This is a genomic window from Paraburkholderia sp. A1RI_3L, assembly GCF_048957895.1.
Taxonomy (GTDB): Bacteria; Pseudomonadota; Gammaproteobacteria; order Burkholderiales; family Burkholderiaceae; genus Paraburkholderia; species Paraburkholderia kururiensis.
In genome coordinates this window covers 302,303-328,763 of the sequence record NZ_JARCHA010000003.1, presented here as the reverse complement: position 1 = coordinate 328,763, position 26,461 = coordinate 302,303, and the positions used below count along the sequence as shown (strand labels likewise).

The following is a 26,461-nucleotide window of genomic DNA, read 5'->3' as shown; positions in this document are numbered from 1 at the left end:
ACCTCGCAGTGCAGATCAATCGCCATCGTAGACCAGAATCCGGCTGCTACGCTTGCTTCGAGCGTCTACGCACGATCGACACGAAATACCGCGATGGCGGCGTCCAACTGCCCCGCCTGCTCTTCCAGCGACCGCGCCGCCGCTGAGGCCTCTTCAACGAGCGCCGCGTTCTGCTGGGTGGCCCGGTCCATTTGCGCCACTGCCTGATTGACCTGTTCGATACCCTTCGACTGCTCGTGCGACGCCGCCGCAATCTCGCCCATCAGGTCGCTCACGCTTCGAACCGAAGCCAGAATCTCCGTCATCGTTTCCGTTGCGCGATGGACCTGCCTCGCGCCGGTTTCCACGCGATCGAGCGAATCCGTAATCAGGTCCTTGATCTCTCTCGAGGCGGCCGCGCTGCGTTGAGCCAGCGAGCGCACTTCGCTCGCCACCACCGCAAACCCGCGCCCCTGTTCGCCTGCGCGTGCTGCTTCCACCGCGGCGTTCAGCGACAGGATGTTGGTCTGAAACGCGATGCCTTCTATCACGCCGATGATTTCGGACATCTTGCCGGACGACTCGGACAGGCCGCGCATCGTTTGCACCGCTTCCAGCGTCGCCTCGTTGCCCCGCTCCGTCAGTAAGGCCGTACTGCATACCACCTGATTGGCCTGCTTCGCGTTGTCCGCGTTCTGGCGAACCGTCGAAGTAAGTTCCTCCATTGACGCAGCGGTTTCTTCCAGCGACGCGGCTTGATCTTCAGTCCGTCGCGACAGATCCACGTTGCCGGCCGAGATCTCATGCGTGGCGGTGCCGATGGACCGTACACCGTTGCGCACCACGCCGATCGTTTGAACGAGCTTCGCCTGCATCGCCTGCAGGCCGCTCATCAACTGCCCCATCTCGTCGCGTGAATGGACCTCCACGTGCGTCGTCAGATCGCCGTTCGCAATCGCGCTGAAATGACCGAGTGCCTGCGCAAGCGGCGTGCTGATCGACCTCTGCAGCGACCACCATGCGAGCGCCGCCGCGGCGAGCGCGATCAGAATGCCTGCAACGGCGACTTCGACGAACCCGTGAAAGCGGGCCTGCGCAGCATCGAACGTGGCTCGCGCCGCATGCACCTGGATGCGGTCGAGCGCATCCATGCTGTCTGACACATCGATGAAGAGCGACGGCGGCATCTGGCGCCAGACGTCGACGATCTTCGCGGGATCGCCCGTGGCAATCGCGCTGAACATCGGCTCAAGGCCGTTCTCGACGAGAGCATCGAACTTCGTGTTCGCATCGGTCGCGCGCTGCGCTTCGTCAGCGCTGGAAGGCGGCAGCGCGCGATACACGTCCCACGCTTTCTTCGATGCCGCGAGCAGATCGCGGGACATCTGCGTTTGCTGGGCCACGTCCGGCCCCGTGGGATCGAGCGCAATGCGATACAGCCAGAGACGGGTTCTCGAAAGCGCTACGTTGGCCTGCCCCAGCGCCTCCGAAGAGGCGAGCCGGCTGGAATACAGATCGCTCATATCGTTGTTGCTCATGGACACACCGACAACACCCATGAGGCCACCGACAACGAGCAATGCACCGAGAAAACTCATTGCCAGCGCGAGACGTACGCGAATACTTATGTTCTTGATCATGATGACGGAGGCGTTGAGCAGGAGGACGAAGAAGTTGAGCGCGCCAAAGCTCTGGGTAGGCATGCGCGGCTCGTTGCCTCACTAACGGCCAAAAATTCCAGGCATTTATGCGGGATCAGGAAGAGACCTATCCGGACGAATGACTTGATCAGCCATCCTGAATTCAGGGCGATGCCTGCGACACGTCGGAGATCTGTCCCAAGAAATAGTGGAACAAGACGGACACGGCACGCAGAGAACGAAAGTCCGGCGCCTTGTCTCTTGTCGGTCCACCCACGGTGCCGGTCGGACGAATGGCCCGCCGATAAAGTGCGCAACCTCTACATTCACTGCCGTAGTGGCGCGCGGGCTGTGTCGATGATCGGCAGGATTGTCGACATGTCGAGTCTCAGCACACCGGAGGCCAGTTTCACGCGCTTCGCCGCCTCATTCGCTTCGGCACGGCCCACGAGTCAGTTTCAGAAAGGAGGATATGACGGGGCCCCTTCAGCGGTCCGCCCCGTTCGCTCCAACCGGGAATGAGTTCATTGAGGCGCGTAGGCCCATGATCGCGCCCGCGAGGATAAACAATGCGCCGATAAATCGCCTGGTCATACAGATACGTCCGTTTCGACAAGCGGTACTGATTCGCACCGCTCACCCCCACCGCGCACCAGCTTTGTACACATTGATCTTCACATCACTAACCGTATGGGCTGTATTCGTATAGAGCAACATTGCCAGAACACTGCCAAAACGATAATGCACACCAAAACCAAAGTGGTGGTTCTGGTGGGAATGCCGCGCAATATGGCATAGTCCCATACTTGAACATGGATAAGGAGGTCTAATGGCCACGCTCGAAAGCATCCAGGCACGAATCGCGCAATTGCAGGCACAAGCACAGGAACTGGTTGCAAAGCAATCTACGGTCGTTCTCGACAAAATCCGTGAACTCATGACGAAGCACGGCATAACCACCGCCGAGATCGAGGCACATGTCGGCAAGCGGCGCGGTCACAAGCCTGGAAAACAGGCAACGAAACAGGCAAACATTTCGAAGCACGCCGCAGGCGCGCCGAAGTACCGCGACCCCAAAACCGGTGCAACGTGGACCGGTCACGGGCGGGCACCGGCCTGGATTGCCGCGGCGAAAGACCGCAACAAATTCTTGATTTCAGGCACTCCCACAGGGGCGGCGCCTACGACGAAGAAAGTAGCGAAAGCCGGAAATTATGTACGCGGCCCCCAGCCCGCGATGTACCAAGACCCGAAAACCGGAGCCACCTGGAGCGGACGTGGTCGTGCGCCGGCGTGGATGGCGAACGCCAGGGACCGCACGAAGTTTTTGATCGAAAAGGTCGAAGCGCCCGCGACCCCGCGAAAAGCGAAAGCCGAAAAGGCCACGCCCGCCAGCAGAACGGTAACGAAGAAGACGGCAGCGAAGAAAGCACCGGCCAGGAAGGTTGCTACGAGGAAGGCAACAGCGCCGGCGCGCAAAACGGCTTCGAAGAAGAGCGCGGGCGCTAAATCACCGGTCGTTCGAAAAGCACGCGTGGCAAGAACCGTGAAGTCTGCGAAGTCCATTGACGCTGCAGTGCCACAAGCCGCGCCCGACACTGCAACCGGAACACCGGCCTGAGTTGTCGGCCAGCCGAACTCTGGATGTCGTGGTTGCAGATCTCTCAGCAGTCACCGTCCTGATAGAAAGGACTTGCGCCGCCGCCACGATTGAACCGTGCCGAAGTCTTATCGTGCTGACCAATTGGCACGTGGGTCTTGCGCGCGTTCAGTCAGTGAGCGGCATGGTGGTATCTCCCGATCGAGATGACAGAGATCCAGGTTGATACCACCCAAAACACCGCCCATTGCCAACGCACACACATCCACCAACCCGCAACGTGTCGAAACAGAAAAGGCCGGAAGGCCTTGTGCCGCAGCGAGTCCGTGGACTTGTGCGGAACTTGTCGGAAGATATTCTGGTGCCGGGGACCGGACTCGAACCGGCAAGCCGTTAAGCGGCGGATTTTCTTCACACCACGTCTTTCGACGCCGTCGGCGAAAAGCTTCGCGCTTTCCGCCAACGTTCGTGCGCTGGACTATGCCTTCGCCATCGCTCGCGCGCTGTCGCCCGCAAGGGCTGACCGGCGCACGGCCTTAGGCGCCCCCCGTCTAGTCTCTACACCTTCCACACCTCGCGTTGTTGCTACGCGGGCGGGCTTGGCTCGGCGTTGCCTCGGCGGCGCACACGCGATGTTGCATGCGATGTGCGTACGTTCGCGCCAGGGGGTTCGCCGAATTTGAGGGGTTCTACACCGGCCGTTTCCGGCCGGGCACTCAATTTTTTAAGTCCGCTATGTTTACCAATTTCATCACCCCGGCAGGGCGGACGCGATTCTACCATTGGCTCGAACCACGGCCCAAAACCGTCATCGCGCCGTCACACACGCTGCTGATAATGCGCTCGTCGAAAACGTTTACATCCATCGGCGAACAGCATGAACCCCACCATCAAGGACGTCGCCGCGCACGCGGGCTTTTCCATCGCCACCGTCTCGCGCGCCATCAACGCGCCGCACACGGTGAACCCCGTCACGCTCGAAAAGGTGCGCGAGGCGATTGCGGCGCTCAACTTCCGGCCCAGCCCGCTCGGGCGCCAGTTGCGCGGCGAGCGCACGCGGCTCGTGGGCGTCGTGCTGCCCACGCTCGCGAACCCGGTATTCGCCGAATGCCTGCAAGGCATCGACGAACTGGCCTCTGCACAAGGCTACCGGCTCATGCTCATGACCACGCAATACGACGCGGACCGCGAGCGCCACGCCATCGAGACCCTGCGCGCGCAGCGCGTAGACGGCCTCATCCTCACAGTAGCCGACGCGGACACGCACCCGCTGCTCGACGAACTCGACCGCAACGGTCCGCGCTACGTGCTCATGCATAACGACACGGTGCGCCGGCCCTCGGTCTCGGTGGACAACCGTCTCGCCGCGTACGACGGCGTGCGCATGCTGATCGCGCACGGTCACCGCCGCATCCTGATGTTGGCCGGCACGCTCGCGGCTTCGGACCGCGCACGGCTGCGCTACGCGGGCTACGCACAAGCCATGGAGCAAGCGGGACTCGCACCGATGCCCGCGCTGGAAATCGATTTCAACGCCGATGAACTCGCGCCCTCGGTGCTCGCGCATCTGACGAGCCCGGCCAACGGCGCGGCGCGCCCCACTGCCCTCTTCTGCAGCAACGACCTGCTCGCGATGGTGGTGATGCGCGGCCTGCGCCGCGCGCGTTTCGAGGTGCCGGACGATATGTCGATTCTGGGCTTCGACGGCCTCGCAATGGGCGAACTGCTCTCGCCGCCGCTCGCGAGCATCTGCACGCCGAACCGCGAGATTGGCTGCGCCGCATGGCAGCGCCTGATTGCGCGCCTCGACGACACCTATACCGACGCGTCGCACACGCTGACGCTGCCGCACACCTTGCGCGAAGGCGCGACGATCGCGGCCATTGCAAGCAGCGACGCCGAACCGCGCAAACGGCCTGCGCAAGCGCTGAACTGACGGCATTCGGCGCGGCGCGCACGACGCTGCATGCGCCGCCGATGATGGCGCTGCCCACGCGACAGAGCGCACCGCGAAACATCACGCAACGCACCGCGCGACACGTCGCCGAACCGGCGTACCGCTCACCGAGCATGCGTACTACGAAGCCCGCAAGCAAGCCGCGCAACAACTTCGACGTATTCCTAAACAATCGATTAATCGCTTCACCCTCGTCCTCTCGCACCACGTTTCGAAGGAGACCCGCAGTGACCCGTCGTTTCGCTTCCGCTCATCCGCTTGGCCGCGCCGCCCGAAAAGGCGCGGCCCTGCTCTTCGCCGCCGCGGCCACGTTCGCCTCGGCCTTCGCGCTTGTCGCTCCGCAAGCGGCGCATGCCGAAGAAACCGCGATCTGCTACAACTGCCCGCCCGAGTGGGCCGACTGGGCCAGCCAGATCAAGGCCATTCAGGAAAAGACCGGCATTCGCGTGCCGTTCGACAACAAGAACTCCGGCCAGGCCATCGCGCAATTGATGGCCGAGCAGAAGAGCCCCGTCGCGGACGTGGTCTATCTCGGCGTCTCCTCGGCTTTCCAGGCGAAGGACAAGGGCGTGATCCAGCCGTACCGTCCCGCGCACTGGGACGACATTCCGGCGGGCCTCAAAGACCCGCAGGGCTACTGGTTCGCCATCCACTCAGGCACGCTCGGCTTCTTCGTCAACAAGGACGCACTGGAAGGCAAGCCCGTGCCGCGCTCGTGGGCCGACCTGCTCAAGCCTGAATACAAAGGCATGATCGGCTACCTCGATCCGTCGAGCGCGTTCGTGGGCTACGCAGGCGCGGTGGCCGTGAACCAGGCGTTGGGCGGCACGCTCGACAACTTCGAGCCCGGCCTCGACTGGTTCCGCAAGCTCAAGGCCAATGCGCCCATCGTGCCGAAGCAGACCGCCTACGCGCGCGTGCTCTCGGGCGAGATTCCGATTCTGCTCGACTACGACTTCGACGCGTATCGCGCGAAATACAAGGACCACGCCAACGTGGAGTTCGTGATTCCGCGTGAAGGCACGATCGCCGTGCCCTATGTGATGAGTCTCGTGAAGGGTGCGCCGCATGAGGCGAACGGCAAGAAGGTGCTGGATTTCGTGCTCTCCGACGAAGGCCAGAAGCTCTGGGCCAACGCGTATCTGCGTCCTGTGCGCGCGAGCGCAATGTCGGCGGAAACGGCCGCGAAGTTCTTGCCCGCAAGCGACTATGCCCGCGCGAAGCCCGTCGACTTCGCGAAGATGGCCGAGAAGCAGCAGAGCTTCGGCGAACGCTATCTGCAGATCATGCATTGATCGCCGCCTGGTCGTGATCCGGTCGCAACCCGGTCGTAACCCGGTCTCGACCGGCCTCACAACGGCACGCGCATCACGCGATGCGCGAGACGCTGCGGGGCCGGTCGCTACCCGAAACCGCCGAAATCGCCGAAGTCACCCCAGGTCACACCGCGTCACATCAAGTTCAACACACGCATTCAACGGCAACCGCATGCACGACATTACGTTCCCGCTACGCTGGCGCATCGCGCTCATTGCCCCCGCGCTCGCGGTGTTCATCGCGTTCTGGCTGCTGCCGATGGTGGCGCTCGTGCAGGTCAGCGCGGACCATCACTTCTTTTCGACGTACGCAGCGCTGCTCACGAACGCGCGCTACATGAAGAGCCTCGCAGCGACGATCATGCTCTCGGCCGCGGTGACAGCAGCGACGCTCGTACTCTCCGTCATTGCCGGGCTGCTGCTCGCGCGGCGCGAATTCGCGGGCAAGCGCACCCTCGTCGCGCTGCTCACATTTCCGCTCGCGTTTCCCGGCGTCGTGGTGGGCTTCATGGTCATCATGCTGGCCGGCCGCCAGGGGCTGATCGGCGCACTCGCGCTCAAGCTCACGGGCGAGCGCTGGGTGTTCGCCTATTCGATGGCCGGGCTCTTCGTCGGCTATCTGTACTTCTCGATTCCGCGCGTGATCGTGACCGTAATGGCCTCGGCAACCAAGCTCGACGCTTCGCTCGAAGAAGCCGCGCGATCGCTCGGCGCCTCGCCGTGGCAGATCATGCGTGACGTCGTGCTGCCCGCGCTCTCGCCCGGTTTGATCGCCGCGGGCGCTGTGTGCTTCGCGACCGCGATGGGCGCATTCGGCACGGCGTTCACGCTCGCCACCGACATCGACGTACTGCCCATGACCATCTATACCGAGTTCACGCTCAACGCGAACATGGTGACGGCTGCGGGGCTTTCCATCGTGCTCGGCCTCGTCACGTGGGCGGTGCTGGCCTGCGCGCGCAGCGCGACGGGCTCCGCCGTGGCGGCCACCGCATGAGCGCCTCAGAGTTGCCCCAAGGCCTCGCCGCCATGCCGACGAACCCGCTCGCTTCCGCCATGTCCTCCATGCCTTCTTCTCTTTCGACGGCTTCGGCACATTCGCCCGCCAGACCGACCTCGCCCGCCACGCCGCCCGCGCCCACGACGCCGCCTTCCACGCGCCGCCGCGCCGCACGCCTGCCGTCGGCGCGCGCGTGGCTCGCCTGCGGACAGTGGGCCGTCACGCTGCTGCTCTGCGCCTTCCTGATCGTGCCCATCGTGATGTCCGTTCTTGCGGGCCTCACCGTGAACTACTTTCAGGGCGTGGCGAGCGGTCTCACGCTGCGCTGGCTCGTCGAGGTGTGGACGCAATATCACGCGTCCGTGTTTCTCTCGCTCGAAGTGGCCGCCGCCACGCTCGCCGTCACGCTCGTCACGGGCGTGCCCGCCGGCTACGCGCTCGCGCGCAGCCGCACGCGGTTCTCGCGCGTGGTCGAGGAACTGCTCGTGCTGCCCATCGCGCTGCCCGGGCTCGCCTCCGCGCTCGCGTTGCTCGTCGTGTATGGCGGCTTCACGATGTTTCGCATGAGCGTGGCTTTCATCGTGGTGGGGCACGTGGTGTTCACGCTGCCGTTCATGGTGCGCGCCGTGGCCGCCGTGTGCGCCGCGTCGGACCTGCGCACGCTCGAAGAAGGCGCCGCGAGCCTTGGCGCCAGCTTCTTCCAGCGCTTCTTCACCATCGTGCTGCCCAACGCGCGGCCCGGGATCGTGGCGGGCGCGCTTGCGGTGCTCACGCTTTCCATCGGCGAATTCAATCTCACGTGGATGCTGCACACGCCAGAGACGAAAACGCTGCCCGTGGGTCTTGCGGACACTTACGCGTCGCTGCGCATCGAGGTGGGCAGCGCCTACACGATTCTCTTTTTCATCATGACCATGCCGCTGCTCGTCGCGATGCAGTGGCTCGGTGTGGACGCAACCGGCATGCGGCACGTGCGCAGCCTTCGGAACGGCAAGCGCAACGCAGCCACACCGGGCGACGCCGCCGACGACACCGCTGAACCCGCACCCGCCGCACAAGCAGCACCAGCCGCACCCGTTGCCCAAGGAACCCCGCAATGAAACTGGACTCCATTCCGATCACGCTCACGCGCTGCGCGAAGACCTTTCGCGGCACGCGCGTGCTCGAGCCGCTCGACCTCGCCATCGGCGCAGGCGAAACGCTCGTACTGCTGGGCCCGTCGGGCTGCGGCAAAACCACGACGCTGCGCATGATTGCCGGTCTCGAAACGCCGGACGCGGGCGGCACCGTCGCATTCGGCGACGAGGACGTCACGGCGCTGCCCATCGAAAAGCGCAAAGTGGGCATGGTGTTCCAGAGCTACGCGCTGTTTCCCAACCTCACGGTGCGCGGCAACATCGGCTACGGGCTGCGCATTCAGCGCGTGCCGGCGGCAGCGACGCGCGAACGCGTGGACGAACTACTCGCGATGATGCGGCTCGAAGCCCACGCCGAGAAGCCCATCAGCCAGCTTTCGGGCGGCCAGCGTCAGCGCGTGGCGCTCGCGCGCGCGCTCGCCATGCAGCCGCGCGTGCTGCTGCTCGACGAACCGCTCACCGCGCTCGACGCCCGCCTGCGCGACGCCTTGCGCAGCGAGATGAACGCACTGCTGCGCCGCCTCGGCATCACGACCGTCTACGTGACGCACGACCAGGCCGAAGCAATGGAACTGGGCGACCGCATCGTCGTGATGAGCGCGGGGCGCATCGAGCAGATCGGCACGCCGCGCGACATCTACTATCGGCCCGCGAACCGCACGGTCGCGCAGTTCGTCGGCACGCTCAACCGCCTTGCCGGCGTATGGCGCGACGGCCAGTTCGCGACGAGCGGCGGCGCCGTGCCGGTGCCCGGCGCACTCGCGGCGCACGTTGCAGGCGGCGGTGCGCCGTCGGCCCAGACAGGCGAGCTGTTCTTCCGGCCCGAAGACGCGTACCTCGCCGACCCGGCCCACGCGCATCTGCGCGGCACCATCGAGCACGCAGCGTTTCTGGGCGAGCGCACGCGCCTCACGGTAGCGGGCGCCGCGCCCGACGCGCTCGTGGTGGACGTGGCCGGCCGCATCGAACTGGCGCGCGGCACGCCGGTCGGTCTTTCGCTGGCGGACCATGCGCTGATCGCGCTCGCCTGAGAACGGCCACCTGCGCGGTCACCTCAAAGCGCTCGCTCGAAGGCTCCAATACCACCCGATCAACCGCTGCACCCACCGGGAGAAATCACCATGCTGCTTGCCCAGATCAGCGACCTGCACATCAAGCGGCCCGGCGCGCTCGCGTATCGCCGCGTGGATACCGCCGCGAGCCTCGCGCGCTGCATCGCCCGCCTCAATGCGCTCGTGCCGCGGCCCGACGCGGTGCTCGTGACCGGCGACCTCGTCGATCTCGGCACGGCCGAGGAATACCGGCATCTGCGCTCGCTGTTCGATACGCTCGAACTGCCGTGGTATCTGCTTGTCGGCAACCACGACGACCGCGCGGCGCTGCGCGAGGTGTTCGCGGATCGGCCCGAACTCGCAACAGGCGGCGAATTCGTGCAGTACACCGTGGACGTCGGCCCGCTGCGCGTGATCGCGCTCGATTCGATGCTGCCCGGCCAGAGCCCCGGCACGCTCTGCGACGCGCGGCTCGCGTGGCTGGAACGCGAACTCGCCGCGGCCACCTCCAAGCCCGTGGTGGTTGCGCTCCATCACCCGCCGTTCGCCTGCGGCGTGAGCCACATGGACCGCCTGCGCCTCGCGCCCGACGCGTCGGCGCGGCTCGCCGCCCTGCTCGCCCGCTATCCGAACGTGGAGCGCGTGCTGTGCGGCCACGTGCATCGGCCCATGTTCGTGCGCTTCGGCGGCACGATTGCGTGCGCCGTGCCGTCGCCCGCGCATCAGGTTGCGCTCGATCTGCGCGACGACGCGCCCTCGGCCTTCGTGCTCGAACCGCCCGCCTACGCGCTGCACCGCTACGACGCGGCGGCGGGCCTCGTCACGCATCACGCCTACGTGGACGAAGCCGAAGGGCCATATCCGTTCTTCGAGCCGTCGGGGAAGTTGATCGACTGAGGGGTTCGGCCGCCAGGCGACAAGCCGATGGGGCGCAATGCGCGCCCCCGAACACGCCGGAACGCGCCGGGAAAAAGCGGGCTGGAAGAAACGCCCCGAAAACGCGGCCGGCACGGGGTGCGGGCGCGCCTGCACGATCGGCGGTGCTCCGGTATGATCGGCCGCTCGACGTTGTCCGTTTGCTGCAGTGCGTTCAACGTCGTGCCGTCGGGCGCGTGGTTCAGGCCCGGGGTTCATCCCCGTAGTTCAGGCCCCTCGTTCTACCCGATACGCCGCTGCCACCCGAAAGGATGGCCGTTGACCGAACGCGGGCGCCGGGCCGGCTCGTCGCGACGCTTTGCTGTCGCGCGTAGCCATCACGCTCGCCACCCCGCTCGTTCCACCCTTCGCTGCCATGTCCACACCCGCTACCGATTCGCCCGCCGCCGGGCGTTCGCTTCCCGCGCTGCTGTTCCTGCTGGCCACCATTGCCGGCGTGGCGGTCGCGAACATCTATTTCAACCAGCCGTTGCTCGACGACTTCCGCCAGTCGTTCCCGCAGGACGCCTCGTGGATCGGCGCGGTGCCCTCCGCCACGCAACTGGGCTACGCGGCGGGCATGCTGCTGCTCGCGCCGCTAGGCGACCGGTTCGACCGCAGGCGGCTGATCCTGCTGCAGATCGCCGGCATCTGCGTCGCGCTGCTCGTGGCGGCTACGGCCTCGACGCTCGCCGTGCTGGCGGGCGCAAGCCTCGCCATCGGCATACTCGCCACCATCGCGCAGCAGGCGGTGCCGTTCGCCGCGGAGATCGCGCCGCCCGCCGCACGCGGCCATGCCGTGGGCACGGTGATGAGCGGGCTTTTGCTCGGCATTCTGCTTGCGCGCACGGCGGCCGGCTTCATCGCCGAATACTTCGGCTGGCGCGCGGTGTTCGGCGCATCGATCGTGGCGCTCGTCGTGCTTGCCGCCGTCATCATGATGCGGCTGCCGCGCAGTCAACCCACCTCCACGCTCGGCTACGGCAAGCTGCTCGCCTCGATGTGGCATCTCGCAGTCGAGCTGCCGGGCCTGCGCCAGGCTTCGCTCACGGGCGCGGCGCTGTTCGCGGCGTTCAGCCTGTTCTGGCCCGTGCTCACACTGCTGCTTGCGGGGCCGCCGTTTCATCTCGGGCCGCAGGCCGCGGGCCTCTTCGGCATCGTGGGGGCGGCGGGCGCGCTCGCGGCGCCCCGCGCGGGCAAGTTCGCGGACAAGCGCGGGCCGCGCGCCATCATCACGCTCGCGATTGGGCTCGTTGCGCTGTCGTTCGTGATCTTCGCGTTTTCGGGCGCGAGCATCGCGGGGCTCGTGGTGGGCGTGATCGTGCTCGACGTCGGTGTGCAGGCCGCGCAGATCTCGAACCAGTCGCGCATCTATGCGCTCAAGCCCGAAGCGCGCAGCCGCGTGAACACGGTCTACATGGTGACGTACTTCATTGGCGGCGCCATCGGCTCGGTGGTGGGCACGACCGCGTGGCGCCTCTCGGGCTGGACCGGCGTGTGCATCGCCGGCCTCGTGTTTGCGGGGCTCGCTGCGTGGGCGCATGCGGCGCGCCATGAGAAGGCGCTTGCGGCGTCGTGAAAGCGGCGTACGCGTGAGCGCGGCAGCGTGCATGAGCGCGCGGGCGTGCTCGGCGTAGCGAGCCGTGCATGCGCGCAGGCCATGCCGTAGCGCGTACGCAAACGCGGCAGCGCGCGTGGCCCTGGCCTCATGCCGACCACCCGACCGCCGCGCCGCTGCCGACCGCCGCCGCCGCGAACCCTCAACCGCGCTGGTCGAGCAGGTCGGCCATGTCGTCGGCGTGCTCTTCTTCCACCGCGAGGATCTCTTCGAAGATGCGCCGCGTCGTCGTATCGCTGTCGCCCAGATAGCGAATGATCTCGCGATAGGTATCGATCGCGATGCGCTCGGCCACCAGGTTCTCGCGAATCATGTCCGTGAGGTCGCTGCCCGGCTTGTACTCCGAATGCGCGCGCGTGGCGAGCCCGTCCGGTGCGAAGTCGGGCGCGCCGCCTAGCTGCACGATGCGCTCCGCAAGCCGGTCCGCGTGCTCCTGCTCTTCCGACGCGTGCTGCGCGAATTCCTCTGCTACCGCTTCGGAATGAATGCCCTTCGCCATGAAGTAGTGGCGCTTGTAGCGCAGCGTGCAGACAAGCTCGGTGGCGAGCGCGTCGTTGAGCAGTTTCAGTACGACTTCGCGATTCGCGGTGTAGCTCGATGTGACGGGCCCCTCGTCCATGTGCTGGCGCGCCTGCTCGCGAATCTTCTTCAGGTCGAGCACGAACGGGTCTGTGGATTTCGACATTCTGGCCGCTCCTCGTTACGGTTAGGGTTGAGTGGGTTTTGCCGCGTCAATGCCTGACCACGCCCAGCAGCAGCGTGACGACAAAGACGACAAGGAAGATGTAAAAAAGTATCTTCGCGATCTCCGCTGCGCCGGCCGCGATGCCGGTAAAGCCGAACACGGCGGCGATGATGGCGATCACGAAGAACACGATGGCGTAATGAAGCATGACCTTTTCCTCCGGTTGACTGCGCGCGTCGGCGGCTTGCTGGGGCGGGCGGGTCCGCGTGTCGTTGCCTCGTTGCCTCGTTGCCTCGTCGCGCGGTGCCGCGGGCCACAACGTCCATGCGCCCATGCGCGCAGTGATGTCGCGTTGAAGTTCTCTTCGGCCGTTTCTCTTTCCGGTGTCCGGTCTTTGCGCGCCTGCGTTTGCGCCGAGCGAAAGCGCGAGCAGGCGCGGCGTCGCGAACACCGAAGCCACCGCAGCAACCAGCGTTCCCGGCACGCTGCTGCGCTGCGGCGTGCACGCGGGCATACCGTTTGCGGCTGCGCTGAAGGTTTCAAACAGAAAGGGAGAAAACCGGTATGACGACTAGACTCATCGCCTGGCTCGTGCTCGCCTGCTCGACGGCACTCGCCGCCTGCAACACCGTGGCGGGCGCCGGACAGGACATCTCCAAGGGCGGGCACGCCATTACCAATTCAGCGGAACAGCACGAGTAGCAGCACGGCCGCGGGCCGCAGCAGGCCTCGCCGCGCTTGCACGCTTGCGTGGCGGCCCGCTTGCGGTGGCCTTGCTGCGCCGTTTGCGGTCGGCGTATTACCCGCTCGTGGGTCTGCTCGCTGGGTCTGCTCGCTTACCCGCTCGTTGCTCCGCTCGCGGGCCCGAAGCGCTGCATTTCAGCGCTTCGTCGAAGCTCATGGCCAATCGAGGCGGCCGGCTTGCGGCCGGCCGCCGTCCCCGGCCTGACGAGTCCCCGCACCTCCCGTTAGAACCTTCCTTCGACGGCGCCTCCGCCGGCGGCGTGTATCGTCATGCGCGTCCTCCCCTTTGCGCGTGACCCGCATGCCCTCGCCCTACCCGCATCTGCTCAGCGAACTCGACCTCGGCTTCACCACGCTCAGAAATCGCGTCGTGATGGGCTCCATGCATACCGGCATGGAAGACCGCTTCTGGCATTACCCGAAACTCGCCGCCTACTTTCGCGAACGTGCGCGCGGCGGCGTAGGGCTCATCGTGACGGGCGGCATCTCGCCCAATCGCGAAGGCTGGCTGCTGCCGTTCGGCGGCACGCTCAATTCCTCGCTCGACCTGCACAACCACCGCCAGCTCACGCGCGCCGTCCACGAGGAAGGCGGCAAGATCGCGCTGCAGATTCTTCACGCAGGCCGCTATGGATATCAACCGCTCGTCGTGTCGGCCTCGGCGGTGAAGTCGCCCATTTCGCCGTTCAAGCCGCGCGCGCTGAGCGTTGCCGGCATCGCGCGCACGGTGCGCGCCTACGCGCGCTGCGCCCGGCTCGCGCAGCGCGCGGGCTACGACGGCGTGGAGATCATGGGCAGCGAGGGCTATCTGCTGAACCAGTTTCTCTGCCCGCGTACGAACCGGCGCACCGACCATTACGGCGGCAGCATCGAAAACCGCATGCGTCTTGCCTGCGAGATCGTGGCCGCCGTGCGCGCCGCGTGCGGGCCGCGCTTCATCGTGATGTACCGGCTTTCCGTGCTCGATCTCGTGGACGGCGGCAACACCTGGGACGAAACGGTACAGGTGGCGAAAGCGCTGGAAGCGGCGGGCGTCACGCTCTTCAACACCGGCATCGGCTGGCACGAGGCGCGTGTGCCGACCATCGTGACCTCGGTGCCGCGTGCGGCCTTCGCGCCGCTTGCGGCGAAGCTCAAGGCGGCCGTCTCCGTGCCCGTGGTGGTGTCGAACCGCATCAACACGCCCGAGCGTGCCGAACGCCTGATCGCCGAGGGCATGGGCGATCTCGTCTCGCTCGCGCGTCCGCTGCTCGCCGACCCCGAGTTCGTCGCCAAAACCGCGGCCAACCGCGCCGCCGAGATCAACACCTGCATCGCCTGCAATCAGGCCTGCCTCGATCACACGTTCCGTAACGAACGCGCCACCTGCCTCGTGAATCCACGCGCGGGCCGCGAGACCGAACTCGTTTATCGGCCGCTTGGCTCGAGCGAGCGCGCGCGTGCGGTTGCCGTGGTGGGCGCCGGGCCGGCCGGTCTGTCGGCGGCCACGGTGGCGGCGTCGCGCGGCCATCGCGTGACGCTGTTCGAGGCGCAGCCCATGATCGGCGGACAGTTCAATCTGGCCATGCGCATTCCGGGCAAGGAAGAGTTCAGGGAAACGATCCGCTATTTCGAAAGCCAGCTGACGCGTCACGGCGTCGAGGTGCGGCTCGGCACGCGCGTGGATGCGCCGGCGCTCGCGGCGGCCGGCTTCGACGACGTGATCGTCGCGACCGGCATCGTGCCGCGCCGTCCGCAGATTCCGGGCATCGATGCGCCCAACGTGCTCTCCTACCTCGACGTGCTGAACGGCGCGCCGGTGGGTCGCCGGGCCGCGTTGATCGGCGCGGGCGGCATCGGCTTCGATGTGGCCGCGTTCCTGCTGCATCGCGCGGGCGAGCCGCTGCCGCAGCCGCGCGAGGACTGGTTCGACGAATGGGGCGTGGACCCCGACGTACGCGAACGCGGCGGGCTCAAGCCGCCGCGCCGCGCCGACCCGCCGCGCGAACTGTGGCTGCTTCAGCGCAAGACGGCCAAGCCCGGCGCGGGTCTCGGCAAAACGTCGGGCTGGGTGCACCGCGCGGTGCTCGCGCGCAACGGCGTGCAGATGCTGGGCGGGGTCGCGTATCTCGAGATCGGTCCGCGCGGGCTCAAGATTGCCCGCGGCGGCGGCGAGCAGTGGCTCGAGGTGGACACGGTCGTGATCTGCGCGGGCCAGGAGTCGCTGCGCGAACTCTACCCGGCTGCGCCGGCGCCGAATGGCACGCGGTATCACCTGATCGGCGGCGCTGCGCTCGCCGCGGAACTCGATGCGAAGCGCGCAATTCGCGAAGGCGCGGAGCTTGCGGCGCGGCTTTGAGGTTTGCCTTGGGGGAGTACCTCGGGGGCTTGCCCCTGGAGGGCCGCCTTCGAAGCGCCCTACTGCTGCGCGCGCTTGCGGTCGAACACGAACGACATCCCGACGCTCACGAGAATCACCACCGTCGCGACGATGGTGGACCGCGTGACCGGTTCGCCCAGCAGCACGGCGCCCAGCGCCACCGCCACGATGGGATTCACGTACATGCAGCTGCTCGCCACGATGGGGCTCGTGTGCCGGATCAGGTAACCGTACGCGACGTAAGCGGTCATCGTGCCCACCAGCATGAGATAGACGAACGCGAGGATCGGCAGAAAGTGGATCGCCAGCATCCGCTCGCCCGTCACGAGCGCGACGATGGTGGACATCGCGCCGCCCAGGCCGATCTGCAAGGCGGTGGAGAGAAAGAGGTCCGAGGGCAGCCTGAGGCGGCTCGCCAGGTGCGCGCCCCCGGCCCAGAAGAGCGCGCCGCACAGAATGGCGAGGCTGCCGCCCGCGGTGCCCGAGGTCTCGCTGCCGCTGCTCAGAATCGCAATGCCCACGAGCCCGAGCCCCACGGCGATCCATTCGCCCTTCGCGATGGGCCGCCCCGCGATGGCCGCGATCACCGTGGCGAAGAGCGGCACGGTCGCCACCATCACGGCCGCGGTGCCGGTGCCCACGGTGCGCATGCCGAAGGCCAGCAGGCCGCTCGAAAACCCCACGAGCATGGTGCCGACCATCCCGGCGTTGCGGACCTCGACGAGATCGGGCAGCGCGGGGTTGCGCCGCATCGCGAACACGAAGAGCCCGATGCCCGCGAACAGGTTGCGCAGGCCCGACATCAGCAACGGCGGAAACGAACCGAGCGCGACGTGCACGGCAAGGTAGGTGGAGCCCCAGACGATATAGACAACCATCAGCGCGAGCGCGACGCGTCCGCCGCGCGTGGCGGGCAGACGAAGCGCGAAGCGCGAGGAAAAACCGGTGGGCAGGCGCGTGGGCAGGCGAAAGGACATGGTCAATTCGCCCGCAGGACCGGGGCGGCTTGCGTCAGCCGGGCCGGTCGAGCCAGCCGGCGCAGCGGCGCCAACGCCTGCACTGAAAAGATCGCGCAATGAACACGCGCGGCGGCGAATGGCGCACGGCAGGCTGGGCTGAACGGCATGGCGGTAGAACGGGAAGTGCTTGTCGTACGTGTGGAAGGAAACCGGCGCGGCGCCGGGTGCGCGAGGAAACGGACCCGCTGGCGCGCTACGAACCAGGTGATGCACCCAAGCGAAGCACCCAGGCGAAGCACCAAGCGAAGCACCCAGGCTACGCAGCAGCCGCGCACTCGCGCATTATGCAATAAGCGCGGCGCACGGCCGTTATTGAAATGTAACGTGCAAGCGCGCGAGTTCGGGCCCGCCTGGCTATCGCGGGGTCATTTACGAAGGCTCGGCCTCGCCGTCTCCGAGGTCGCCTCTGAGTTCGTCTCGAAGACCGTCTCTCGGGTCGTCTCTGAGGTCGTCCCTCGGTCTGCCTCTTGGCGCATCATGCGACTCCGCATGCGGCTGCGTTGCGGTCTCCGCATACGGCGCACGGCCCACTGCCCTATCGGTGCGCGCAGCCGCACGATCTGAAAGGCCCGTACGGCCCGCGCGCCGTGCGCGGCGTGCACGTCTCATCCGCGTCATCTGCATCACCACGCAGAATGCCACCGGCGTGAACACGAGACCGAGCAGCGTTGCGCCGATGATCCCGCCGAACACACCCGTGCCGATGGAATGCCGGCTCTCCGCGCCCGCGCCGCTCGAAATGACGAGCGGCACCACGCCGAGCAGGAACGCCGCCGAGGTCATCAGGATGGGCCGGAAACGCATCGCGCAGGCATCGACGATGGCGCGGCCCAGCGGTACGCCGCGCGCGCAGAGTTCGCGCGCGAACTGCACGATCAGGATCGCGTTCTTGCCCGAGAGGCCGATCACCGTGACCATGCCGATCTTGAAGTAGACGTCGTCGGGCAGCCCGCGCACGAGCATCGCGCAGATCGCGCCCGTTACGCCCAGCGGCACGACCATCAGCACCGCGAGCGGCACAGTCCAGCTTTCGTAGAGCGCCGCGAGCGCCATGAACACCGCGACGAGCGAAAGGCCGATCAGAAGCGGCGTCTGCCGTGCGGCCTCGGTTTCGGCCTGCGCCGCCTCGGCCCAGTCCCACGCGATGCCGGTGGGCAGCGTAGCCGCGAGGCGTTCCATCTCGGCCATCGCCGCGCCCGAGCTGTAGCCCGGCACCGCATGGCCCGACACGTCGAGTTCGGGGTAGCCGTTGTAGCGCGTGAGCATGGTGGGGCCGCGCGTCCAGTGCAGCGCGGCGAACGCCGAGAACGGCACCATCTGCCCCGACGCATTGCGCACCGAAAGGCTCAACAGGTCCTGATCGCGCATACGCGCCGACGCCTGCGCACCCACCATCACGCGCTGCATGCGGCCGTTGGCGGGAAAGTCGTCGATATAGGTCATGCCGAACGTGTTGCCCAGCACGTCCGCAATGGCATCGAACGGCACGCCCATCGCGTAGGCCTTCGCACGGTCGATTTCGAGCACGATGCGCGAGGCGTCGGGCAGCGTGTCAGAGTGGACGTCGGCGAGCACCGGGCTGTGGCGCGCCATCTCGAGCAGCCGCTCGCGGCCCGCTTCGAGCGCGTCCATGCCCACGCCGCCGCGGTCTTCCAGATGGAACGAGAAGCCCTCGGCATGACCGAGCCCCGGCACCGAAGGCGGCAGCTGCGCCACCACGCTGCCCTCGGGAAACGTCGCGAACTTTGCGTTGAGCGTGTCGCGCAGGGTCTGTGCGTCCACGCTGCGCTTCGCCCAGTCCGTGAGTTCCACGAACGCCATGCCCACGTTCTGGCCGCTGCCCTGGAAGCTCCAGCCCACCACGCTCGTCACGTGTCCCACGGCGCGCTCGCGGCGCAGCACCGCCTCCACGCGTTCGAGCGTGGCGAGCGTGCGCGCCTGGGTCGCGCCTTCAGGCATCTGCACCATGACCTGAAGCTGGCCGCTGTCTTCGGTGGGCAGGAAGCCGCCCGGCATGCGCGTATAAAGCAGCGCGCACACCACCGCCAGCGCCACCTGCACCGCGAAGACCGGCCCCGCACGCCGCAGCAGGCGCACGACGAGCCTGCGATAGCGGTCCGAGGCGCGCTCCACGCCCGCAGCAAAGCGTGCCGTGATGCCGGTTTCACGGGCGCCCGCCTTGCGCGGCTCGGGCGCCTTCAGCAGATTCGCGCACAGCGCGGGCGTGAGCGACAGCGCCATGAACGCCGACACGAGAATGGCCGCGATCATCGCAATCGCGAACTGCCGATAGATGCCGCCCACGCTGCCCGGGAAGAACGCCATCGGCACGAACACGGCCGTGAGCACGGCCGTCACGCCCACGATCGCGCCGCCGATCTGCGCCATCGCGCGCCGCGTGGCCTCGCGTGGCGGCAGCCCTTCCTCGTGCATGATGCGGTCGATGTTCTCCACCACCACGATCGCGTCGTCCACCAGAATGCCGATCGCGAGCACCAGCCCGAACAGCGTGAAGACGTTGATCGAAAGGCCGAACGCGTACATGGCGAGGAACGCGCCCATCAGCGCGACCGGAATCACCACGGTGGGCACGAGCGTGTAGCGCAGGTCGCGCAGGAAGAGCCACATCACGCAAAACACGAGCACCACGGCTTCGGTCAGCGTGATGATCACCTCGCTGATGGCGATCTTCACGAAGTGCGCCGTATCGAAGGGAATGGCCACGGCCACGCCCGGCGGCAGCGTCTTCGAAATCTGCGCGAGCTTCGCGCGAATCGCATTCGACGTTTCGAGCGCGTTGCCCGTGGGCGCAAGCTGGATGCCGACCGTGGCCGCGGCGTGTCCGTCGAGACGCGACCAGAACGTGTAGCTGTCGCGCCCCATCTCGACGCGCGCCACGTCGCCAAGGCGCACCGTCGCGCCGCCCGGCAGCGCCTTGAGCACGATGGCCGCGAAGTCCGCGGGCGTCTGCAACTGGCCCTTTACCGAGACCGATGCTGTCAGCGTCTGCCCGGTCACCGCAGGCGCATCGCCGATCGCACCTGCCGTTACCGCCGCGTTCTGCGCGCGAATGGCCGCGGTCACGTCGGCGGGCGAGAGGTCGTACTCACGCAGCTTCATGGGGTCGAGCCAGATGCGCATGGCCTCGTCGGAATCCCATAGTTCGGCCGAGCCCACGCCGGGCGCGCGCTTCAGTTCGCGCAGCACGTAGCGGCTCATGTAGTTGCCGAGCTCGGCCGAATTGCGCGTGCCGTCTGTCGACGTGAGCGTGACGAGCATGAGGAACGTGTTGGCCGCCTTGTCCACCACGATGCCCTGCTGCACGACCTGCTGCGGCAGACGCGGCTCGACCTGCTTGAGCCGGTTCTGCACGTTGACCATCGCGATGTCGGGGTTCGAACCCGGCGCGAACGTCACGTCGATTTCGAGATTGCCGAGCGCGTCGCTCGTGGTCTCGTAGTGCATCAGGCCGTCGATACCGTCCAGTCCTTCTTCGATCACGCTCGCCACGTTGCTGTCGATCACTTCCGCCGACGCGCCCGGATACGTCGCGCCGATCACGATGCGCGGCGGTGCGAGCCGCGGATACTGCGCGACCGGCAGCAGCGGCACCACGAGCACGCCCGCCACGATGAACGCGAGCGCGACGATCCAGGCGAAGACGGGACGATCGATAAAGAACGATGGCAAAGGCGATGGCTCCTGGCTCAGTTCGGCTCAGTTCAGTGGGGGCGAAGCGACAGGCGAAGCGAACGCCGGCGCCTCGGCATAGCGCGCCATGTGCAGCGCATCGGCCAGCACGCCGTCGCGCATCGCATAGCCGCGCGAGCGCCCTTCCTCCACGAAGCCGAACTTGCGGTACAGCGCGATGGCTGCGGCGTTGTCCACGAACACCCTGAGTTCGAGACGGCGCAGCCCGAGCGACTGGTCGGCGCAAGCAATGGCCGCGGCCAGCAGCGCGGTGCCCACGCCGCGGCCTGCGTGCGCGTCGTGCACGGCGATGCCGATTTCGGCGCAATGCGCGCGCCTGGGCGGCTGCGGAATGACGTCCACCGTGCCGATCACGCGCGAGTCGAGCGTGGCGCAGAAGCTCACCGCCTGAACGCTCCCGCGCGTGCGCTTCGCTTCGCGCTCGACAAGCGTTCGGGTGGCGAGAAAGGGCATGGCCAGCGTGCCGCGACGCACGCCGGGCAGATTGAAGAGCGCCGCGAGGGCGTCGAGGTCGGTGGACTGCGTGGCGCGCACGACGATGCGGCCTCGCGGCGCATTCGCGCTGTCCACGGTCTCCACGGCGCCCGGCATGGGCGTGCGGCGTTCTTCCTCGCGTTCTTCCATCGGCTGGCTCATCCAATTTCCGCCGCGCGCGGGGCGGCGTCCATAAAAGGCATGGCATCGCGCAGCCGCGCCATGAGGAGCGTATCGACGAGCACGCCGTCGCGCAGCACATGGCCGCGATAGCGCGCCTCGATCTCGAAACCATGTGCCCGATAGAGGCCGAGCGCCGGCGCGTTGTCGGCGTAAAGCTGGAGTTCGACGCGCCGCAGGCCCAGCCAGTTGTCGGCGACGTCGAGCAGTTCGGCCATGAGACGCGAGCCGATGCCGCGCCGGTGCCAGGCAGGATGAACGCTGATGCCGAGGGACGCCGAGTGCGCGCGGCGCAGCCGGCCGGCATACAGTTCGGCGCAGCCCACGAGCGTATCGCTCACCACGGCGACAATCGCGACCGAAGGCGGCGTGAAGGTCGCGATCCATTCTCGCGTGGATTCCACCGTGTCGACGGCAAGGCGAATGCTGCCGTGATGAAACACAGTGGGGTCGGCATGCAGCGCGTGGAATTGCGGCGCATCCGCCTCGCTCAACGGCCGCAGCGTGAGTCCTTCGGGCAACGCACGCGTCGTGGTCTTCATGTGCGCGGCTCACGTGTTGTGTGCACCTGTCGTCTCCGTCCTTTTTTCATACGTGCCGCGTTCGCCTGCCCGCGGCAACGTGCGATCCATCTTCCATTCAAAGCGTCAGCTCGAACGACTTCGCCAGCACGCCCGGCAGCTTCATGCCGCCCGTCTCGCGTTCGCCGTAGGTGTGGTCCGAGAGCAGCAGTTGCGGCTCGGCGTCGAGCCGCTCCAGTTCGCTGCCGAGCAGCCGGTACAGGCTGTCGTCGAAGCGCATCGCATCGACGGGCGCCACGATGCGACCGCCTTCCACCCAGAACGTCGCGAAGCGCGTCATGCCCGTGAGCCGGCCGTTCAGGCGGTCCGAGAAATTCACGTACCAGAGGTTGCCGATGTAGAGGCCCGTATCGAGCGCCGTGAGTACGTCGGCCGCCGCGAGGTCGCCGCCTTGCATCGACAGCGAGGTCGGCACCTCGCCCTCGTGCGCCCCGTTCGGCACGAGCCCGTATTCGCGGGCGCTGCGCGCGTTCGTCAACTGCCCTACGCTGCGGCCACCGGTGACGAGCGGCACGCTCTCGCGCAAATAGCCGTCCGCGTTGAAGGCCGGCGTGATGCCGAGGCTCAGGTCTTCGGTCATCGTGACGCGTGCATCGAAAGCGACTTCGCCGCGATGCAGCCGGTACAGCGCGCTTTGCGCCGTTTGCTGCTGACGCGCCGAGAAACCGTTCCACCCCGTGGTGCCGAGCAGTTCGCCCAACGCCGCGGGCGCAAGGTAGGCGCGATAGCGGCCCGGCGCGAGCACGCGCGGCGCTTCGGCGAGCACGGGCAGCCGTTGCGCCGCCTCTTCCATCTTGCGTGCGAACACGGCGTCGTCCCACGACTCGCCCGAGTAGACCGTCTTGATCGCGCGGCCGCCCGGGCCGTACAGCGACCAGCTGAAGTCGAAGTTCTCCACCTCGTACCAGCCGCGGCTGCCCGCCGACGACGCGAAGCCGCGCGCCACCGTGCCGCCCGCGTAGAAGCCGACGAAATCGAGTTGACGTGCGCACTGCTCCACAAGACGCACGAGTGCGTCGGGTTCGGGCAGCGAGCCGCTGCGCTTCGTCTCCTGGGTCCATGGCGTGGTGTCGAAGAGCACGTGCGGGTCGTCGGAGGCATCGCGCAGACTCTCGCGCAACATCGCGACGGTGGCCGCAGCTTCGCGCAAGTCCGCGGCGGCGTCGCCGCTCGCCGTGAAGCTCGCATAAGCCTGGCGCATGCCGTCGATCAGCCGCAACGTCAGCGTGCCCTGCGACACGCTGCCGATCTGCCGCACCTTGCCCGCATTGAAGCGGATGAATTCGGAGTGTTCGCCCGAGAACCACACGAGCGTGGTTTCGCCGGTGCGGCGCATGCGGCCGATCTCGTCCGCGAGCAACGCGAAGTGCCGCTGCCAGCCGAGCGCCGCGACGTCGCTGGAGAAATAAGTCTCGGCCATCAGGCGCCTCCGAATACGTCGACGTTGCGGAACACGCATGCGGGCGACGCGTGCCCCACGCGAATGATCTGCGCCGGCTCGCCCTTGCCGCAATACGGCGTGCCGTAGACCTCCCACGTCGATTCGTCGCCCACGGCCGCGAGGCTGCGCCAGAAACTCGCGGAAATACCGCGGTAATTCGGCTGCTTCACGACCTGCGTGAGCCGGCCGTTTTCGATCAGTTGCCCGAACTCGCAGCCGAACTGGAACTTGTTGCGATGATCGTCGATGGACCAGGACGTGTTCGACGACATCAGAACGCCGTGCTCGATACCCGCAATCATCTCGGCAAGCGAACTCGTGCCGGGCTCGATGTTGAGGTTCGCCATGCGATCGATAGGCGGCCGGTTCCAGCTCGACGCCCGCGAGTTCGCCACACCCGGCAGATGGGCGCGCTGCTGCGAAAGTGCACCGCCCAGCGGCCGTTCCAGCACGCCGTTGCGGATCAGATACTGGCGGCTCGCCTCGCTGCCGTCGTCGTCGAATGCGTAGGACGCGGCTTCTTCTGGCGGCTGCGGGTCGAACGTGACATTGAGCAGCTCCGAGCCGTATTGATAGGTACCGAACATCTCCGGCTTCACGAAGCTCCAGCCCGCGAAATTGCGCTCGTCGCCCAGAATGCGGTCCAGCTCCAGCGGATGGCCGATCGACTCGTGAATCTGCAGCATCATCTGGTCGGGCATGAGCAGCAGGTCGCGCGTGCCCGACGGGCAGTTCGGCGCGGCGAGCAGTTGCAGCGCTTCGTCGGCCACGCGCACGCCCGCGCCGTCGAAACCGCGCCGCGCCAGTACCTCCAGGCCGCCCTGCGCGAGCCCGCTGTGGTGACCACCGAGCGAACGCATCTGCGTGTCGCCGTTCGCATGTGCCGCTACGCTCAAGTGCGGCATGACGAAGCGAAAGTGCTGTTCGATGCGCACGCCGTCGCTCGTCAGATAGACCTGCTCGGTCTGCGTGATTTCGACGCTCGCGGTGCGCTCCACGATGCGGCTGTCGATCTTTGCAGCAGCGCACTCGCGCGCCAGCCGCTCGATCCATTCGCGGCGGCCCGGCAGCGGTGCCTGAACGTTCGGCGACGCGTAGCTGCCGCTCGCCGAGGGCCGCGGCACGCTGCGTTGATCGACAAGCGCGAAGGCCTGTGCCGCGCGTGCGCGGGCGAGCGCGCTATCGAGCGCGGCCTGCAAACCCGCCGCCGAAAGGTCCGCCGTGGCCGCGTAGCCCGCGCCCGCGCCGGACCACGCCGTGAGCATCGCGCCGCGGTCGCGCGACATGCGCAGCGGTTGCACGACATCGTTGCGCACCGCATGGGTTTCCGTGCGCTCGTCCACCACGCGCAACGACCAGAAGTCCGCTTCGCTCGAAAGCGACTTCGCCGCGTGCGTCCAGCTTTCTTCCGTCATGCCAGTTCCTCGCGAATATCTGCCGGCGGCGCCTGCATGGAGGCGGCGAGCAGCGACCGGGTGTAGGGATGCGCGGGAGCGCGCAGGACCTCAAGCGTATCGCCCGCTTCCACGATTCGTCCAGCCTTCATCACGATGACGCGATGCGCCATCGCGCGCATGACCGCGAGATCGTGCGTGATGAAGAGATAGCTGAGCCCGTATTTCTTTTGCAGGCGCGTGAGCAGATTCAATACCTGCTGCTGCACCGATACGTCGAGCGCGCTGGTGGGTTCGTCGAGCACGAGCAGTTCCGGCTCGACCGCGAGCGCGCGGGCAATCGCGATGCGCTGGCGCTGGCCGCCCGAGAATTCGTGCGGATAACGCAGCAGCGCGTCGGCGGGCAGTCCGACTTCTTCGAGCAGTGAGGTTACGCGAGCACGCCGCTCTTGCGGCGCAATTTCCCGACGATGCACGCGCAAGCCCTCGCCCACAATCTGCTCGACCGTCATGCGCGGCGAGAGTGAACCGAACGGGTCCTGAAACACCACCTGCATCTGCGCACTGAGCGCACGGCGCGCCTGCGGCGTGCGCAGGCTCGACCACGGTTTGCCGTCGATCAGAATCTGGCCCGACGCTGCGCGCTGCAAACCGAGCACGGTGGACGCAAGCGTCGATTTACCGGAACCCGACTCGCCCACCACGCCCAGCGTCTCGCCGCGGCGCAGGGTCAGATCCACCTCGTGCAGCGCACGAAACGACGCGCTGCCGAAGAGCGAACGCCAGCCCTTCACGTGCGTGCGGTAGTCCACCGCCAGTTGCTTCACGTCGAGCACGGCTGCGGCATCTGTAGGCACCGCCCCCACCTGCCGACGCGGTTCGCTGTCGAGCAGCCGCTTCGTGTAGGGATGCTGAGGATTCGCGAACAGCGCATCGGTGGTGTTGGTTTCCACGAGCACGCCCTTCTCCATCACCGCCACGCGCTGCGCGAAGCGGCGCACGAGATTGAGGTCGTGCGTGATGAGCAGCACGGCCATGCCGCGTTCGGCTGCTTCCTGTTCCTGCAGGCCGATCAGGAGATCGACAATCTGCTGGCGCACGGTGACGTCGAGCGCCGTGGTGGGCTCGTCGGCGAGCAGCAGACGCGGACGGCACGCCAGCGCCATCGCGATCATCGCGCGCTGGCGCTGGCCGCCGGAAAGCTGATGCGGAAAGCTGTCGATGCGTCGTTCGGGCTCCGGAATACCTGTGCGCCGAAGCAGCTCGATGCCCCGCGCGCGCGCCGCGTTCGGGCGCAGACCTTCGTGCAGCCGCAAGCTTTCGGCAATCTGCTTGCCGATGGTGAAGAGCGGATTGAGCGCCGTCATCGGCTCCTGGAAGACCATCGCGACGTCGGCGCCGCGAAGGCCGCGCATCTGCTGTTCCGTCTTGCGCAGCAGGTCTTCGCCATCGAGCAGAATGCGGCCGGTGTACATCGCATGCTGCACGAGCCGCAGGATGGAAAGCGCCGTCACGCTCTTGCCCGACCCCGATTCGCCCACCAGCGCCACGCGTTCGCCGCGCGCAATGGAAAGGTTGAGGTCGCGCACCACGGTGCGCTCGCCGAAAGCGACGGAGAGGTTTTCGATTTCGAGCAGTTGGCGGGGCAAGGTTGGCATCT

General features: G+C 66.9%; 20 protein-coding genes. 10 read left to right on the top strand and 10 right to left on the bottom strand.

All coding sequences use genetic code 11. The annotated features are described in order from the left end of the window. Window positions 1-65 precede the first annotated feature (65 nt). A complete protein-coding gene (locus tag PXJ20_RS11250) occupies window positions 66-1,682 on the bottom strand; it encodes a methyl-accepting chemotaxis protein (RefSeq protein ID WP_421030726.1) in 1,617 nt (538 codons plus the stop codon). A 766-nt stretch (window positions 1,683-2,448) separates the two neighbouring features. Between PXJ20_RS11250 and PXJ20_RS11245 the strand changes: the two genes are divergently transcribed. The 8 genes from PXJ20_RS11245 to PXJ20_RS11210 all read left to right on the top strand — a co-directional run bounded on the left by PXJ20_RS11245 (window position 2,449) and on the right by PXJ20_RS11210 (window position 12,174). Further along, on the top strand, window positions 2,449-3,240 hold the full coding sequence (locus PXJ20_RS11245) for an H-NS family nucleoid-associated regulatory protein (RefSeq protein WP_421030725.1): 792 nt from the start codon (window positions 2,449-2,451) through the stop codon (window positions 3,238-3,240). Window positions 3,241-4,096: 856 nt separating this feature from the next. Then, entirely contained in the window at window positions 4,097-5,155 is a 1,059-nt protein-coding gene (locus tag PXJ20_RS11240; protein ID WP_421030724.1) for a LacI family DNA-binding transcriptional regulator, read from the top strand. 308 nt (window positions 5,156-5,463) lie between these two features. After that, window positions 5,464-6,471 carry an ABC transporter substrate-binding protein gene (locus PXJ20_RS11235; protein ID WP_413213864.1) on the top strand — a complete coding sequence of 336 codons (1,008 nt, stop codon included), beginning with the start codon at window positions 5,464-5,466 and terminating at the stop codon, window positions 6,469-6,471. Between the two features lie 193 nt (window positions 6,472-6,664). Then, the gene (locus PXJ20_RS11230; protein ID WP_199541408.1) at window positions 6,665-7,489 is read left to right on the top strand and encodes an ABC transporter permease; all 825 of its coding nucleotides are present in this window, start codon (window positions 6,665-6,667) and stop codon (window positions 7,487-7,489) included. A gap of 68 nt (window positions 7,490-7,557) precedes the next feature. After that, entirely contained in the window at window positions 7,558-8,592 is a 1,035-nt protein-coding gene (locus PXJ20_RS11225) for an ABC transporter permease (RefSeq protein ID WP_421031005.1), read from the top strand. Next, window positions 8,589-9,659: an ABC transporter ATP-binding protein gene (locus PXJ20_RS11220; protein WP_126875803.1), complete on the top strand. Its 1,071-nt coding sequence runs from the start codon at window positions 8,589-8,591 to the stop codon at window positions 9,657-9,659. The genes PXJ20_RS11225 and PXJ20_RS11220 overlap by 4 nt, the downstream gene beginning before the upstream one ends. Window positions 9,660-9,749: 90 nt before the next feature. Continuing rightward, window positions 9,750-10,577, top strand: coding sequence for a phosphodiesterase (locus PXJ20_RS11215; RefSeq protein ID WP_421030723.1), 828 nt, complete (start codon window positions 9,750-9,752; stop codon window positions 10,575-10,577). 394 nt (window positions 10,578-10,971) lie between these two features. Then, window positions 10,972-12,174, top strand: coding sequence for an MFS transporter (locus PXJ20_RS11210; RefSeq protein ID WP_033352091.1), 1,203 nt, complete (start codon window positions 10,972-10,974; stop codon window positions 12,172-12,174). Window positions 12,175-12,355: 181 nt separating this feature from the next. Here the strand turns inward: PXJ20_RS11210 and PXJ20_RS11205 are convergent, their stop codons facing one another. Beyond that, complete coding sequence (locus PXJ20_RS11205) at window positions 12,356-12,898, bottom strand: ferritin-like domain-containing protein (RefSeq protein ID WP_017777895.1); 543 nt, start codon at window positions 12,896-12,898, stop codon at window positions 12,356-12,358. 46 nt (window positions 12,899-12,944) lie between these two features. Continuing rightward, window positions 12,945-13,106: a DUF1328 domain-containing protein gene (locus PXJ20_RS11200; RefSeq protein ID WP_017777894.1), complete on the bottom strand. Its 162-nt coding sequence runs from the start codon at window positions 13,104-13,106 to the stop codon at window positions 12,945-12,947. Between the two features lie 356 nt (window positions 13,107-13,462). Here PXJ20_RS11200 and PXJ20_RS11195 point away from each other — a divergent pair, with 356 nt between their 5' ends. Beyond that, the gene (locus PXJ20_RS11195; RefSeq protein ID WP_017777893.1) at window positions 13,463-13,600 is read left to right on the top strand and encodes an entericidin A/B family lipoprotein; all 138 of its coding nucleotides are present in this window, start codon (window positions 13,463-13,465) and stop codon (window positions 13,598-13,600) included. 343 nt (window positions 13,601-13,943) lie between these two features. Further along, window positions 13,944-15,980, top strand: a complete 2,037-nt coding sequence (locus tag PXJ20_RS11190) for an FAD-dependent oxidoreductase (protein WP_421030722.1) — start codon at window positions 13,944-13,946, stop codon at window positions 15,978-15,980. A 59-nt stretch (window positions 15,981-16,039) separates the two neighbouring features. On the opposite strand, the gene PXJ20_RS11185 is transcribed toward PXJ20_RS11190, so the two are convergent. The 7 genes from PXJ20_RS11185 to PXJ20_RS11155 all read right to left on the bottom strand — a co-directional run bounded on the left by PXJ20_RS11185 (window position 16,040) and on the right by PXJ20_RS11155 (window position 26,459). Beyond that, window positions 16,040-16,978, bottom strand: coding sequence for an EamA family transporter (locus tag PXJ20_RS11185; RefSeq protein WP_277597752.1), 939 nt, complete (start codon window positions 16,976-16,978; stop codon window positions 16,040-16,042). 411 nt (window positions 16,979-17,389) lie between these two features. Then, window positions 17,390-20,710, bottom strand: coding sequence for a multidrug efflux RND transporter permease subunit (locus tag PXJ20_RS11180; RefSeq protein ID WP_421030721.1), 3,321 nt, complete (start codon window positions 20,708-20,710; stop codon window positions 17,390-17,392). Window positions 20,711-20,737: 27 nt separating this feature from the next. Beyond that, a complete protein-coding gene (locus PXJ20_RS11175) occupies window positions 20,738-21,367 on the bottom strand; it encodes a GNAT family N-acetyltransferase (protein WP_421030720.1) in 630 nt (209 codons plus the stop codon). Then, a complete protein-coding gene (locus tag PXJ20_RS11170) occupies window positions 21,364-21,927 on the bottom strand; it encodes a GNAT family N-acetyltransferase (protein WP_421030719.1) in 564 nt (187 codons plus the stop codon). The genes PXJ20_RS11175 and PXJ20_RS11170 overlap by 4 nt, the downstream gene beginning before the upstream one ends. Before the next feature lie 97 nt (window positions 21,928-22,024). After that, a complete protein-coding gene (locus tag PXJ20_RS11165; RefSeq protein ID WP_421030718.1) occupies window positions 22,025-23,386 on the bottom strand; it encodes a TldD/PmbA family protein in 1,362 nt (453 codons plus the stop codon). Further along, window positions 23,386-24,822, bottom strand: a complete 1,437-nt coding sequence (locus tag PXJ20_RS11160; RefSeq protein WP_421030717.1) for a TldD/PmbA family protein — start codon at window positions 24,820-24,822, stop codon at window positions 23,386-23,388. The genes PXJ20_RS11165 and PXJ20_RS11160 overlap by 1 nt, the downstream gene beginning before the upstream one ends. Beyond that, on the bottom strand, window positions 24,819-26,459 hold the full coding sequence (locus PXJ20_RS11155) for an ABC transporter ATP-binding protein (RefSeq protein WP_421030716.1): 1,641 nt from the start codon (window positions 26,457-26,459) through the stop codon (window positions 24,819-24,821). Before PXJ20_RS11155 ends, PXJ20_RS11160 begins: the two co-directional genes overlap by 4 nt. Window positions 26,460-26,461 lie beyond the last annotated feature (2 nt).